The sequence below is a fragment of the Paenibacillus ottowii genome (assembly GCF_006874425.1).
Classification (GTDB): domain Bacteria; phylum Bacillota; class Bacilli; order Paenibacillales; family Paenibacillaceae; genus Paenibacillus; species Paenibacillus ottowii.
This window is the reverse complement of record NZ_VIJZ01000001.1, coordinates 590,823-605,678: the sequence shown is the minus strand read 5'-3', so window position 1 is coordinate 605,678 and position 14,856 is coordinate 590,823. Positions and strand designations below refer to the sequence as shown.

13 protein-coding genes are annotated in these 14,856 nt (G+C 46.8%); 6 read left to right on the top strand and 7 right to left on the bottom strand.

Going from position 1 to position 14,856, the window contains the following annotated elements; all coding sequences use genetic code 11:
- Window positions 1–8 precede the first annotated feature (8 nt).
- Entirely contained in the window at window positions 9–506 is a 498-nt protein-coding gene (gene infC / locus FKV70_RS02865) for a translation initiation factor IF-3 (protein WP_007429515.1), read from the bottom strand.
- A gap of 320 nt (window positions 507–826) precedes the next feature.
- Complete coding sequence (locus tag FKV70_RS02860; protein ID WP_063209947.1) at window positions 827–2,065, bottom strand: glycosyltransferase family 2 protein; 1,239 nt, start codon at window positions 2,063–2,065, stop codon at window positions 827–829.
- 601 nt (window positions 2,066–2,666) lie between these two features.
- On the opposite strand from FKV70_RS02860, the gene FKV70_RS02855 reads away from it, so the two are divergent.
- Both FKV70_RS02855 and FKV70_RS02850 read left to right on the top strand, forming a co-directional pair.
- Window positions 2,667–3,194 (top strand): phosphatase PAP2 family protein, encoded by a 528-nt coding sequence (locus tag FKV70_RS02855; protein WP_063209948.1) that lies wholly within the window; start codon window positions 2,667–2,669, stop codon window positions 3,192–3,194.
- A 51-nt stretch (window positions 3,195–3,245) separates the two neighbouring features.
- Entirely contained in the window at window positions 3,246–4,379 is a 1,134-nt protein-coding gene (locus FKV70_RS02850) for an MGDG synthase family glycosyltransferase (RefSeq protein ID WP_419866075.1), read from the top strand.
- 45 nt (window positions 4,380–4,424) lie between these two features.
- On the opposite strand, the gene trmB is transcribed toward FKV70_RS02850, so the two are convergent.
- Window positions 4,425–5,138 (bottom strand): tRNA (guanosine(46)-N7)-methyltransferase TrmB, encoded by a 714-nt coding sequence (gene trmB, locus FKV70_RS02845; RefSeq protein WP_063209950.1) that lies wholly within the window; start codon window positions 5,136–5,138, stop codon window positions 4,425–4,427.
- 104 nt (window positions 5,139–5,242) lie between these two features.
- Window positions 5,243–5,440, bottom strand: coding sequence for a hypothetical protein (locus tag FKV70_RS02840; RefSeq protein ID WP_063209951.1), 198 nt, complete (start codon window positions 5,438–5,440; stop codon window positions 5,243–5,245).
- A 306-nt stretch (window positions 5,441–5,746) separates the two neighbouring features.
- Between FKV70_RS02840 and mnmL the strand changes: the two genes are divergently transcribed.
- From mnmL to FKV70_RS02820, 4 genes are all read left to right on the top strand, one after another.
- Window positions 5,747–6,700: a tRNA modification radical SAM protein MnmL/YtqA gene (gene mnmL / locus FKV70_RS02835; protein ID WP_064795332.1), complete on the top strand. Its 954-nt coding sequence runs from the start codon at window positions 5,747–5,749 to the stop codon at window positions 6,698–6,700.
- A complete protein-coding gene (gene mnmM / locus FKV70_RS02830; protein WP_063209953.1) occupies window positions 6,701–7,282 on the top strand; it encodes a tRNA 5-(aminomethyl)-2-thiouridylate-methyltransferase MnmM in 582 nt (193 codons plus the stop codon).
- Window positions 7,283–7,450: 168 nt separating this feature from the next.
- Window positions 7,451–8,425 carry a type I phosphomannose isomerase catalytic subunit gene (locus FKV70_RS02825; protein ID WP_063209954.1) on the top strand — a complete coding sequence of 325 codons (975 nt, stop codon included), beginning with the start codon at window positions 7,451–7,453 and terminating at the stop codon, window positions 8,423–8,425.
- 25 nt (window positions 8,426–8,450) lie between these two features.
- A complete protein-coding gene (locus tag FKV70_RS02820; RefSeq protein ID WP_142611774.1) occupies window positions 8,451–9,455 on the top strand; it encodes an alpha/beta fold hydrolase in 1,005 nt (334 codons plus the stop codon).
- Between the two features lie 101 nt (window positions 9,456–9,556).
- Here the strand turns inward: FKV70_RS02820 and FKV70_RS02815 are convergent, their stop codons facing one another.
- From FKV70_RS02815 to FKV70_RS02805, 3 genes are all read right to left on the bottom strand, one after another.
- Window positions 9,557–10,087 carry a YfiT family bacillithiol transferase gene (locus FKV70_RS02815; RefSeq protein ID WP_142611773.1) on the bottom strand — a complete coding sequence of 177 codons (531 nt, stop codon included), beginning with the start codon at window positions 10,085–10,087 and terminating at the stop codon, window positions 9,557–9,559.
- 140 nt (window positions 10,088–10,227) lie between these two features.
- Window positions 10,228–11,520, bottom strand: coding sequence for a 2-oxoglutarate dehydrogenase complex dihydrolipoyllysine-residue succinyltransferase (odhB, locus tag FKV70_RS02810; RefSeq protein ID WP_142611772.1), 1,293 nt, complete (start codon window positions 11,518–11,520; stop codon window positions 10,228–10,230).
- 5 nt (window positions 11,521–11,525) lie between these two features.
- Window positions 11,526–14,423, bottom strand: coding sequence for a 2-oxoglutarate dehydrogenase E1 component (locus tag FKV70_RS02805; protein ID WP_142611771.1), 2,898 nt, complete (start codon window positions 14,421–14,423; stop codon window positions 11,526–11,528).
- Between the last annotated feature and the right edge of the window lie 433 nt (window positions 14,424–14,856).

Sequence of the window (14,856 nt, the reverse complement as noted above, 5' to 3'; positions counted from 1 at the left end):
TTAATTTGTCATTGACTCTTTGGAGCCAATATCATAATCATGCTGCGTCCTTCGAGCTTGGGTTGGCGCTCCACGGTACAAAGATCAGCAACTTCCGTTTTTACACGTTCGAGAATTTTTTGTCCCACATTAGCATGGGTAATTTCACGACCACGGAAACGAACGGAGCATTTCACCTTGTCCCCTTCATTCAGGAACTTCACCACATTGCGAAACTTGGTCTGGTAGTCATGTTCCTCGATGTTGGAACGGAACCATACCTCTTTGATGTCAACGATCTTCTGGTTTTTACGGGCTTCCTTTTCTTTCTTCTGTTGCTCATAACGGAATTTACCGTAATCCATAATCCGACACACGGGCGGCTTCGCTTGAGGCGCCACGTTCACGAGATCCAAGTTTGCGTCAATCGCCATTTGCAGAGCTTCACGAGTCGGTTTAATCCCGATTTGTTCCCCGTTTGCACCAACTAGACGTACTTCTCTCACTCGAATCTCATCATTGATCATATGTTCCTTACTAATAACCCTCCACCTCCAGAACCTGTTATTGTTGTATTGTGTTTAAGCACAAAAAAGGGATGACGACTATGCAGCCGACATCCCTGTCTGATACTCAATTCATCATGAAAGTTGAATTCACAAATCATTGGATCATGACCAGCCGGCAATACCGGACAGGTGAGAAGTCGGACCTTCTGCTTGTTAATCCATACTTTTCAATTAACATACTCGAATATCATATCATGCTACTACAGAGGCGTCAATACTTTTATGAAAATTAGGTGTACACGTCCTCTGTAGGTTACATAGTTTTGCTTCAACAATCATTAACCTTGCTTGCTCTGAACCTCTTCCAGACGAACAACACGCGTATGCTGGGTGTGGCTCCATTGCTTGTTGTTCTGTGTAAAGAATGCATAGAACGTAATCGGATACCACGAAACCAGATAGACTGGGAACAGCAGCAAGTACAGGTATACTTTTTTGAACGTGACCTTTTCCAAGATCATCGCAATCAAAAAGGTGATAATATTCAAACTTATGGCCACAAAACCAGTCCACGCAGGGAATTGTACGTAGATATTTTCAATATTGGGTCCACCGAATATTACAATATCTACCCACATCGCTACTGTCATCAAGAAGGTAAACAGTACGATATACACGTTCAGACCATAAAGAGCCATATCGAATTTAATCAGGCTTCTATCTTTGATACTTTGCCACAGCAATGGGAAGAAATAACGACGAGCAACCGTGAAGTGACCTTGCATCCAGCGCAGACGCTGTCTGGAAGAAGCTTTGAATGTCAACGGCTTCTCATCATACACCTTGGCATCGTAATTAAATCTTGGGTATACGTTGCGTTGTGTACAACGCATGGTGAATTCCAAATCCTCTACCAGACTTGTTGCACCCCAGCCCATTTCCTTGAGCAGATTTGTTTCAAAGCACATGCCTGTACCACCAAGGAAATTAGCCATATTCAGGTTGTGACGTGACAGTTGCCACAAACGGTTGATGTACCAATAAGATACCCCGTATGCTGCTGTGATCCAGGAATCCTCAGGGTTTTTAGTATCAATATACCCCTGGATGACACGGGCGCCTGAGCACAAGTCATTGTTCATTTCGCTCAAGAAATTGGTATGCGCCAAATTGTCGGCATCAAACATGACAATGGCATCATATTGCCGCGGCATAGCCCACAGCTCCTTGAGCATCCACTCAATAGCGTAGCCTTTACCACGCAAATTCGGATTCGTACGTTCACATGCATTCATGCCATGAGCACGAACGATGTCCGCTGTCTTATCTGTGCAGTTATCACAGATTACGAATACGTCGTACAGTTCCTTTGGATAGTCAAGCTCCTTTAAATTTTCCATCAATGCTCCGACAACTTGTTCTTCATTGTGGGCAGCGACTAAAATAGCAAATGATTTTTCTGGAGCCGCCTGCACTTTTCTTTTCTTACGAACCAATCCGAACAAGGAGAATGCAAACTGATAGACTGCGATCACCGCCAGTATGACCTGGAGCGTCACAAAAATAGCGTCTAACATGATCTCTTGTTACCCCCTTTTTATACCCCTTTAAAAATCTTGCGTTTGTCTGTTTTCTATCTGTGTAGCGCAAGTTGCGGCGCTTTATGCGCCTTTTCTGTAGTTTTTGACCCGACCCTTGCTTTCTTCTTTGGCTCTGTGCAGCCCCCTTTTGGCTGACACAGGAATGCCATTACGATTTTCGTTGGTTTTCAACCTTTTGTCAAAGCCCCTAAACGGGTCTCAGCAGCAAAAAAACACGACAAATTCCCGTTTGAACCGAGAATGCGGCGCTGGACCTCTTATTCATGACGCTTAGGTCTTATTTTCATCCATTTGCTAACTTTTTATTTCTTTGGTCCCTCCTTTTTGTGGGCCAATTAGCAACCACTTCTATCCACTCTATCTTATTAGACGGATGAACGCAAAGAAAGTTATACAATACAGCTTATATTCCATTAACATTTTTGTGTAGAATTGAACCAGGTAAGTGGTGATTCTTGAAATGAATAGCGTTTAAAAATATGATGAGAGCAAGAGAATAATTACTTAGACCTGATTAATGTCAAATTGATTCAAAATATTTGCCGACAGACCTGAACCGGCAACCGGAGGAAACCAAATGCAACGTCTAGTCGTAAAACTTGTAAGTCTGGAGCAGCGATTGTTCAAATGGATCAACGGGCGCTTACACAACCGTTTTTTGAACTTTTGGCTGTATTATCTCACACATTTAGGCGGGGCTACCTTTACAATAGCCTCTACGCTTCTTATTTGGTGGCTTGCTCCGTATCCATGGAAAGACTCCGGCATGAAGGGAGCTATCGCTCTTGCGATCAGTCACATCCCTGTAGCTATCGTTAAAAAGCTGTACCCGCGGATACGTCCGTACTTGGCGCTACCAGGCACAAATACATTCCGCAATCCCTTGTCGGATCATTCTTTTCCCTCAGGGCACACGACCGCTATTTTTTCAGCTACCGTTCCTTTTATGCTGCAGTCACCCATGCTAGCACTATTGCTGCTGCCTGTAGCGATAATTGTAGGTTTTTCCCGAATTTATTTGGGGCTTCACTATCCCACGGATGTGCTTGCAGGAGCAGTCATCGGAACGTCTGCCGCAATAGGAACGGTTGCATTCTGGCCTTAAAGCCGATATGGTATGATTGAGAACATCCCAGCAGGAACAGGTGAAATGAGAGTGGCTAAAAAACGAGTGTTATTATTATCGGAAGGTTTCGGTGCCGGACATACTCAAGCTGCCTATGCGCTCTCAAGCAGCTTGCGGAAGCTTTCTCCGGATGTGCAGACAAGAGTGCTGGAGCTGGGGAGCTTTTTGAATCCGAGAATGGCCCCGCTTATTATTACAGCATACAAGAAGACTGTTGTATCGCAGCCTCGCCTAGTCGGATTGGTTTACCGTCATCAATACAAAAAGTCATTAAACCGTCTTACAACGCTCGCTTTGCACCGTCTGTTCTACACACAGACCCGAAATATTCTCCGGCAGCTTCGTCCCGATTTGGTGGTATGTACTCACCCTATCCCAAGCGCAGTCATTTCACGGTTGAAGCGCTTAGGCTTACATGTACCGCTGTGTACCGTCATTACAGACTACGATGCACATGGTACATGGATTAGTCCCGAGGTTGACCGGTACTTTGTGTCTACGCCTGAAGTCATGCGTAAGCTGCGCGCGCGCGGAGTTTCCGTATCGAAAATCCAGGTAACTGGTATTCCGGTTCATCCAAATTTTTGGGAACATCCTGGGCACGATGAAATCAGAGAACAGTTTGGGCTAAAATCCATCCCGACGGTACTCGTTATGGGCGGCGGCTGGGGCCTGATGAACGACGAAGTCATACATCGTTCGCTTACCGATTGGCGAGAAAAAATTCAATTTATTTTTTGTTTGGGGCATAATGATAAAATTCGTCGTAAAATGGAGCTGGATCCTCGGTTCAATCATTCAAACATTCATATTTTTGGATTTACACGGGAAATCGACAAATTAATGGAAGTGTCGAATCTACTCATTACCAAGCCTGGCGGAATGACATGCACCGAAGGGCTGGCCAAAGGGATTCCGATGCTGTTTCACAAGCCTCTCCCTGGACAGGAGGAGGAAAATTGTCAATATTTTACGGCTCAAGGCTTCGGAGAACCGATTACTTCGCTGGACGTTGTCGTGAAATGGATGAACCGTCTGCTATACGATTTTCCAGAAATCGTTCGCAAGCGACAAGAGCACATCCATAATGTAGCGCGATATTATCCTCTTCAGAGCGCACAGAGTATTTTGGATATACTGGAACCAAACAGGGTGCTTTCCTAAAAGGAAGCACCCTGTTTGGTTTACTTTATTTATTTTTGTCTATGGTTACTTTCCGTATTTTTCGAGCCGTGTTTTTTCGTACTCTGCCAAAGCGTCTTTCCCAATCAACACCTCGACACGATGAATGTTCATACCTTTACCCATAAACTTCTGTTCATATTCCGTCATGACATGCTCCTCATTGATTCCGTCACGATGAAGGTTTAACGAAATGTTCGTCATTTGCAGACCGCTGTCGGCGAATGAATTCAGAGAAAACTCAAACAGTGTCTCCGAGTCCGTCTTAAAATGAATTTGCCCTTTGCTGTTCAAAAGCTGACGGTACTTGTCCAAAAAACGCGGATGCGTCAAACGACGGCGTGCATGCTTGGCTTTAGGCCAGGGATCGCTAAAATTCAGATAAATGCGTTCTACTTCTCCTGGTTCAAAAACATTTTCGATCTGTTCGATATTTGCCAGGGCCAACTTGATATTAGGCGGTGTAACAACCTCTGAATCACTCCAGGCCAGACGGGATTTTTCAGTAGCACGGCGAACCAGCTCATCATACATATCAAAGCCGATATAGTTAACCTCTGGATTTCGGTAGCTCATTTGGCTTATAAATTGCCCTTTACCCATGCCAAATTCCACATGAATGGGACGATCATTACCAAAAAGCTGCTGCCATTTCCCCTTATACTGTGATGGTTCCAAGATGACCAGATCTTGCTGTTCTTCTAGACTTTCACGTATTCCTTTTCTTCCGCGTAAACGCATGTTACTCCTCCATATACTCTGTTATCAAGGAAAAAGGAATTTCACCCCCGCTTGAAGATACGGAAATGAAATTCCTTTTTCAATATATTTGGATTGGGGTCCAACTAATTTAATTGTTCATAGTCTACCCCATCAGCAGGTGAAAAATCAATTGTCTTTTGGCAAGCGGCTCTGATTTTTTGACGTGCAGACGTTCCAATCTGACGATCCTGTCCAAAACGGACACCCGTCAATGCTAACGCCTCATCAAAGGTCAACTCAACCGTAACTTTATCCATACGCGTCTTATCCTGCGTTTCCATAAAAGATCACCTCACGGGTTATTTGTGATGGAACCGACGTGCACTTCCCCTAAAGCAGGCGATAGAAACAGCACAGCTGCCTCCCTGAAGAATAATCATTAGCGACTGATAACTTTTTATCTTCAGGATAAAAACAGTCCTTTTATCATATGTCTGGCACCGCTTACAATATAACATATTGTGTAACCTTTTTCAATCCGGAAAGCCATAAAATCCGCACTTTTTAATGACTTTCTCGGTCAAGTGATTCCCATTTAAGATTGAATTTTGTTACAATAGGGTGATCGTAAAAAAAGGAGTACACCCATGAAAACAGATTTGTTGCCTGCTCCTCTCCAGTGGGGAGATAAACGGTTCCATACCTGGAATTACGAAATGCACGAGCAATTTCAAAATAAAGTATTTAAAGTCATGCTGGATGCGGGTTTTACCTGTCCAAATCGCGATGGTTCCATCGCCAAAGGGGGTTGTACCTTTTGTAGTGCACGCGGATCAGGTGATTTTGCCGGACGTCGCCGTGATGATTTGGTCACCCAGTTTAATACGATTCGGGACCGCCAGCATTTAAAATGGCCCAACGCTAAATATATTGGCTATTTTCAAGCCTACACGAATACATATGCCCCGGTTGAAGAGCTGCGAGAATACTTTGAGGTTATTTTAGAGCAGCCCGGCGTTGTCGGTCTGTCCATCGCTACACGTCCGGATTGCCTGCCTGATGATGTCGTGGATTATTTAGCCGAGCTGAACGAACGCACGTATTTGTGGGTCGAAATGGGGCTGCAAACCGTCCATGAATCGACCTCTGAGCTGATTAATCGCGCTCATGATACTCAATGTTATCTGGATGCCGTGGAAAAGCTGCGTAAGCGAAATATCCGTGTGTGTGCCCATATTATTTATGGTCTGCCCCTGGAGACGCATGAAATGATGCTCGATACAGGACGTGCAGTAGCAGCTATGGATGTGCAGGGCATCAAAATCCATCTGCTGCATCTCATGCGCAAAACGCCGATGGTCAAGCAGTACGAAGCAGGATTGCTACGCTTTTTGGAAAAGGACGAGTACATTAAGCTCATTGTAGATACGCTGGAGTTTTTGCCCCCTGAAATGATCGTTCATCGGTTGACCGGAGATGCCCCCCGCGATTTACTGATGGGTCCCATGTGGTCGCTTAAGAAATGGGAAGTGCTGAACGGCATTGATAATGAACTGAAATCACGTGAAACGTGGCAGGGAAAATACTGGAGGAAGTCTTAAATGGGATTCCTGTCTGTTCTGAGCTATGCTCATCAATTGGTAGCTGCGCGGGTGCAGCCAGGCGATACTGCTATAGACGCCACCGTCGGCACAGGCGCAGATACGTTGTTTCTAGCTAAAGCAGCTGGCAAACGGGGGCATGTCTACGGCTTCGATATCCAGCAGGAAGCCTTGGATTACGCCCGTCGTCGGCTGGAAGAAGACACTTCCCCTTCAATAGCAGAAGTATCACTGTTGCTGCAAGGCCATGAGCAAATGCAGCAGGCCATTCCAGACCGGCTGCATGGCAAAGTGGCTGCGGTCATGTTTAACCTCGGCTACTTGCCGTCCGAAGGGGCTGATCCTACGGTCATCACGCATACAGACAGCACACTCGTCGCACTTGAAGCTGCCTTGCAGTTGCTGCGGCCACGTGGGATTCTGACTGCCGTATTATATCCTGGGCATGCCGGCGGCAGGGAAGAAGCAGAAGCCGTCCTTCAATGGGCTTCTGCCCTTCCAGTCTCCAGCGGTCAAAGCATTATTTACCGTCAATTACAACGAGATGCTTCACCTTACGTAGTGGCCGTTGAAAAGAAATAATGTCGGGGTATTCTCGCGTATTTAGGTAATGAGCTGCTTTTTTAGCCGCCTTACATATATTTTTAGCGCCATATGGGCCTATCCATCCTGATTTATTGCCCAGCGGCACGTTTTGATTTCCTGATTCAGTTAGATCGTAGTCATTACTCATTTTGGAGGAGAGAAACTATGCTAAAGCCATACCCGCTGCAATTTCAACCTGAGTTCAAAGAGAGAGTTTGGGGAGGACGAGCCTTAGAACAATTTGGTCTGACCCCACCAGAAGGACATATTGGTGAAGGATGGATGATTGCCGATCATCCGAATGGAACAACAACGGTTATCAATGGCGAGCTGGCTGGAAAAGGACTGGATGAAATTCGCCAGACCTATGGACAGGATTGGCTTGGGGCAAAGGGCGTATCGAAAAAAGGCGGACGTTTTCCACTTTTGATCAAGCTACTGGATTGTAATGATGACTTATCGGTTCAGGTGCATCCCACAGATGATTACGCTGGACTTCCAGCTGGAGAATTAGGAAAAACTGAAATGTGGTATGTGCTTGATGCCAAGCCGGATGCCAAAATTATTTATGGTCTGACCGAAGGTGTAACTCGTGAAAGTCTGCGTACAGCTCTTGAGAGCGGAGATATCATGGGCAGTTTGCGCCAGGTTCCAGTTGAAGCAGGCGATACATTCTTCATTCCTGCTGGAACCGTACATGCACTGTGTGCGGGTGTTGTTGTTGCTGAAATCCAGCAAAATTCGGATACGACCTATCGTTTATATGACTACAACCGCCCCGGTCTGGACGGCAAACCTCGTGAGCTGCACATCGAGGACTCCCTTAATGTAACTTCCTACGAAGGTGCAGGCGCAACAACGATGAAAACGGATGGCTTGCAGCCTGGAGAATGGCTCCAACTGGCATCCTGTGAGTATTTTGTTGTAGAAAAGGGTATTGTAGATGGAAGTTGGACACTTTCTACAACGGAAGACAGCTTCACTATTCTTGTGGTTTGCGAAGGCAGTGGGACCATAACATGGGACAATAATATGGAATCCCTTTCATGTAAAGCAGGAGATTGCTTCCTACTCCCCGCTAATCTCGGCGGTTACACGCTAAATGACGGAATGACCGTACTTAGATCTTATCTTCCTTAAAGCTTAAAGGATGTGATGTCTGATCATGCGGGAATACACCTTCACCATCGCTGAAGATGACGGAACAGAGCTTTTTGCCTACCGCTGGCTGCCCGAGCAAGATGTTCCCGTCAAAGGGATCGTTCAAGTTTCGCATGGCATGTGTGAGACGTCCTACCGCTACATTCAGCTGGCTGAAAAGCTCACTGCTTCTGGCTACGGTGTGTATGCTAACGATCATATCGGCCATGGGCGCACAGCTGGTGATCCTGATAAGCTGGGTATGCCGGGAGCAAATGCATTCAATCGAATGGCAAAAGGCATGCTGGAGCTAGGCGAAATTGTGGCCAAGGAATTCCCTGATCAACCTCGTTTTTTACTAGGTCACAGCATGGGGTCCTTTTTAACCCAAAAAGTTATGTATGATGATCAGCAGTCGTATCACGGGTTTATTTTATCAGGAACCAATGGCCGGCGTGGACTGCTGAAACTCGGAGAGCAGGTTGCTCTGCTGCAAGCCAAACTGCAGGGAATGGATCATCGCAGCATGTTGCTCAACGCTATGGTCTTTGGCGGCTTTAACCGTGCCTTTCGCCCTGTGCGTACAGCGTTCGACTGGCTGTCTCGTGATCCTGATGAAGTAGATCAATTCGTGCACGACCCATTATGCGGAGCTATTTGCACGACAGGCTTTTTTCTTGATTTTTTTAGGCTTTTGCAAGAAATCCACTGGCCTTCATCGCTGAAAAAAATCAATCCCAAACTACCCGTTTATATTTTTGCCGGGGATCGTGATCCAGTGGGCTTGTTCGGCAAAGGTGTGTTGTCGCTAGTGGATATGTATAGAAGCCTAGAGCTTCAAGACGTGGAGTATCGCCTCTATCCTGACGGTCGCCATGAGATGCTGCATGAAACCAATCGCGACGAGGTAATGAATGATATCGTGGACTGGCTTGACCGTCATATTAACACAGGGGAGACCTCTGTTTCCATTTTGTCTGGAGCCTCTGAAGCATCCAGTTTATCAGCATCATCCAAGTCATCATCCTAGTGAGAAATTAACAAAAGAAACCTTTAAAGTCACTTTTATCGTGCTTTAAAGGTTTCTTTTGTATTCCTTTATATTTCAACATGGTATCATTTCTGAATTAATCACCAAGCATTTCGTTCTTTCAGGGAAGTAATATGAGCTGTGTGATGTTTGCCATGCCAGGCATAGATGCCAATGTTTCGTTCCAGACGGATCGTCTGGCCTGATTCAGGATGAATAAATGTTCGGTGCAGCTGATCTTCCCCCAACGAACGCAACATGGTCACCCAACGTTCATGTAGTCCCTCCAGCAGTTGCAACGAGGGTTCCAGCGGAAGCTCCCTAGCATCTGGTATTTCGGCCCAGCGCCCCTCATCATAGGGCTTGATTGTCGGTGTATCCTCGGTCAGCGCCAGCTTAAAACGGATATAGCTATTCATATGACTGTCTGCCAAATGATGCACAACTTGCCGAATCGTCCATCCCCCTTCGCGATAAGGCGTATTGAGCTGCTGTTCATTCAGTCCTTCGACCGCCTGACGCAGTTTTCCAGGCAATTCAGCAATGTCGTCAATCCATGTGATCCGTTGCTCTTCTGTAATCGTATCTGGAATCACGAATGGTCCAATCGGATAGCGCAAGTCTTTGTCCAAAACAGTTCCCGCCCTTCTCTGTATCTGAATGTCTGTACTGTCTATAGCCTTATGTTAGTACTATGCAGGAAAAAAAGCAGACCCGCAAGAGCCTGCTTTTGTCATGAACGTGCAGAGGTGATACACTCGCCAGATTTATGTTATCCTTCCAGCAACAATGATTCGGGATCTTCCAGCAATTCTTTGACCGTTACCAGAAAACGAACCGCCTCGCTACCATCAATAATACGGTGGTCGTAGGACAACGCGATATACATCATCGGACGATTTTCCATACGTTCCTCGTCGATGGCAATCGGGCGGAGCTGAATTTTATGCATGCCCAAAATACCTACTTGCGGCGTATTCAGTATTGGCGTAGACAGCAGGGAACCGAAAATACCTCCGTTGGTTATGGTAAAAGTTCCCCCTTGCAAGTCTGCCAGCGAAAGAGAATTGGAGCGGGCTTTGCTAGCCAAATCCGCAATGCTCTTCTCAATTTCAGCAAAACCAAGGCGATCAGCATCCCGGACAACGGGAACGACCAAACCTTCCTTGGCAGATACAGCAATCCCGATATCATAGTATTTTTTCAGTACGATATCATCACCATTGATTTCTGCATTCACCATAGGGAAACGCTTGAGCGCACCAACCACTGCCTTCGTAAAGAAGGACATGAAACCTAACCCTACATCGTGCTTCTCTTTGAACTTATCTTTACGGCGTTTACGCACATCGAGAATGGCAGTCATATCCACTTCATTAAAAGTGGTCAGCATGGCGGCTGTTTGTTGTGCTTCCACAAGACGCTTGGCAATCGTTGCTCTCCGACGGGACATCCGTTGCCGCTCCACAGGCTTACTATACTCTGTATGAGCTGGGGACGGAGTCACAGGCTTGCCAGCAGCAGGAGGCGAAGGTACAGATGCTGTACGTGATGCTTCAGCACTGTTATGCGTTTTTACGTCTTCCTGGAACACACGTCCGAGCGGGTCCTTTCCCTGTACCTGCTCCAGATTAATCCCGCGCTCACGCGCCAGCTTTCGGGCGGATGGTGATGCCGTCTGACCATTCCCGTCGCTATTGGAGGGAATTGGCGGTGCAGGCTTTTCTACTGCTTTACCGCCGCTTTCTACGGAAGCTGGTGAAGTTGCTGCAGACGGCGCCTCAGGCGCTTGAGTCGCTGCGGCTTCTCCGGCCCCGGTTGCTTCCGCACTGCCGCTTCCGATCAAGCCAACAGCTTCACCGATAACCACGGTGTCCCCCTCCTGACGAAGGATTTTTTGGACCACACCTGCTTCTTCCGCACTAATTTCCAGATTAACCTTATCCGTTTCCAGCTCCAGAAGAACATCTCCCTGTCCTACGGAATCCCCTTCCTTCACAAGCCATTTGGAGATTGTTCCTTCCGTGATGGATTCTCCCATTGCTGGCACTATAATATCGCTCACAGCCGCTACCTCCCCAGTGTAATATTGTTTTTGGAATCCTGCTTCAACGCCGATTGAATAATTCGCTGTTGTTCTAGGCTGTGTACTTGCTGATAACCGCTCGCCGGGCTGGAACGATCCGGTCTGCCTGCGTAGCGAATTTCCGCTCCCTGTGGCACAACCTCTCGCAGGCGAGGCTCCATATAACTCCAGGCGCCCATATTTTTAGGTTCTTCCTGAGCCCATACAAACTCCTTCACATGTGGGAAGCGGCTGAAAATATTCCGAATTTCCTCTGCCGGGAAAGGATATAGCTGCTCCACACGAATAATGTGCAGACGCTCTTCGGCCTCATTCCCGTTCTTATCCTTCTCCAACGCTTCCTCCAGATCAATGGCAATCTTGCCGCTGCACAGTATAATGCGCTCTACGCGATCCGGACGTGATCCCAGACCAGGTTGTTCCAACACAGGACGGAATGTTCCCTCGCTGAATTCAGAAGCAGGCGAAGCGACACGATTGTTGCGAATCAGGCTCTTGGGCGACATCATCACAAGCGGACGTGCTTCCTCGCTTTCGCTTAATGCAGCCTGACGGCGCAGCAGGTGGAAATACTGTGAGGCGCTGCTCAAATTGGCGACAGTCCAGTTATTTTGTGCAGACAACTGGAGGAAACGCTCCAGACGTGCACTCGAATGCTCTGGCCCTTGTCCCTCGCTACCGTGCGGCAACAGCATTACCAGACTGGACTTCTGTCTCCATTTGGCACGGCCGGCGGAAATGAATTGGTCAAAAATAACCTGCGCACAGTTGGCAAAATCGCCGAATTGCGCCTCCCAAATAACCAACGTCTCAGGAGAAAACACGTTATACCCATACTCGAAGCCGAGAACCGACGCCTCAGACAATGGACTGTTATGAATACTGAACGAAGCACGTGCTTCCGGCAATGTATGCAGCGGGCAATGGGTACGCCCAGTTTCAGGCTCATGCAGCACAAGGTTACGATGAGCAAAAGTAGCTCGCTCCGCATCCTGACCTGTCATACGAATAGGCTTGCCGTCTGCTAGAATGGTGGCCAAAGCCAGCGTCTCCGCCAAGCTCCAATCTACCTTTTCACCCTCGTTCAGAGCTGTTTTTCTACGTTGCAAAATTCGTTCCAGCTTCGGATATACATGAAAAGCCTGTGGCCATTTGAGCAAGTTTTCATTGATTTGGCGCAGCTTTTTCAATTCAACCGCCGTACGGACCGGTGTGCTCTGATTCTTTTTCGCCTTCACAGCTGTAAATTCTGGCTCTTCTTCCGGTTGATTCTTCACATGCTCATGCGCTTCCTTCAGTCGGGTTTGGACCTTATCGATAAGACTGGCAGTATACCCTTCATCGACAATGCCCTGCTTCATCAGCTTTTGAGCATACAATTTGCTAACCGTTGGATGATTTTTCACCTTACGATATACCAGCGGTTGGGTTGTTTCTGGGTCGTCGGATTCATTGTGACCATAACGACGGTAACCAATCAGATCAATCAGAAAATCCTTTTTGAAACGATTGCGGTATTCGCCGGCCATACGAGCGGCAGCAATACAAGCCTCTGGATTATCCGCGTTCACGTGTACAATCGGAATTTCGTAACCCTTAGCCAGATCGCTGGCATAACGGGTTGAACGTGAATCAACACTCTCTGTCGTAAAGCCCAGACGATTGTTGACAATGATATGCACTGTACCGCCATTACGGAAGCCGCGCAAATTCGTAAAATTAAGTGATTCGGCTACGATACCTTCACCCGGGAATGCCGCATCACCGTGCATAATAATGGTAGCCGCCTTGCTGACATCCAGCTTCGGATAGCCTGCTTCACTGCGGTCTTCCTGTGCTGCACGCGAAAATCCTTGCACCACCGGATTGACATACTCCAGGTGACTTGGGTTGTTCGCCAATGTCAGACGGGCCTGCACGGCTTCCCCATCTTTTACAAAACGATCTGCGCCCAGATGGTATTTTACATCCCCAGTCCAACCGTAGTTGATTCCTGTGGAACCTTCCGACGGTATCAGATCCTTATTCGGCGAATGATGAAATTCAGAGAAAATTTTGCTGTAAGGCTTGCCCAGCACATGTGCTAGTACATTGAGACGGCCGCGATGCGCCATCCCCATCAGGACATGACTTGCTCCCGCATTTGTAGTTAGACGAATAATCTCGTCGAGTACAGGGACAAGCACATCATTACCCTCGATGGAAAAACGTTTCTGCCCAACGAATGTTTTATGCAGGAACTCTTCGAACTGTTCTACTTCTATTAATCTGCCCAGCAAAGACTTGCGTTCCTGTGTTGTAAGTGGCTTGGAGGACCAACCGGATTCAGCATAGCTATTCAACCAGCTACGTTCCTCCTCGTTATGAATATGACTAAATTCATAGGCAATCGGTCCCGTGTATGCTACACGTAGCCGTTGAATGGCTTCCCATCCATTCAGTGTTCCCGCAGGAGCGTTATCCCATATTAAAGAGGCTGGAAAAGCCTTCAGGTCTTGTTCAGTTAAACCGTAAGATGCTGGATCAAGCAACCGTGTATCCTGCTCTTCATCCAGTCCCAGTGGGTCAATTTGGGCGGCCAAATGTCCGTATTCACGGATATTCCACACCATTTTGCCCGCTGTAACCGCTTTCTGTAATGTGTTTGAATCAAGGTGCCCCAGAGCATTTGGAGGGGGGCCCTGCAATTTGTTGTCTATCATGGAAGCAGCCGAATATTCGGATTGTGGCGGCTCGCCCCATTGATCAAACAGCTCGCGGTAAGCCGGATCAACTGTCCCGGGGTCCGCTACATACTTTTCATACTGGTCCTGCACATAACCTAGATTAGGTCCGTAATACGTCTGCCAAGGTACCTGTCTGCTGCTCTCTTCCATTGTCATCTCGTTCCCTCCGTCAAATTTTGAAATTCATAGCTGGACGGAAATCATTTTCATTTTGTTGTTTTGTTAAATCTTTAATTTGAGTAATTCACACTATGTTCACATTATATGAAATCCATCATCAAAAGTCGAATTTCACAGTGTTTATTTCTCTTCCATTGTATAAACTTTTCTAGCTATGAGCATTTCCTTTTTCTCAACATATCCATGCGTAAATGAGATGAATCGGGTTGTTCTGTATTTCCTGTATTCTTTATCATCTAAAGATTAGAATGTGATATAAAAAGATATCCTAATCACAAACTTAAATCTGTGATTGATATAAAAAGTAATCGCTACAAATAGCGAGACGTTAGCTTAATTAAGATTGAGGTTGACACCCTTTTGTGACTCAGGAATCAAACACCTGACAACCCAAATACCCAGCCATTGG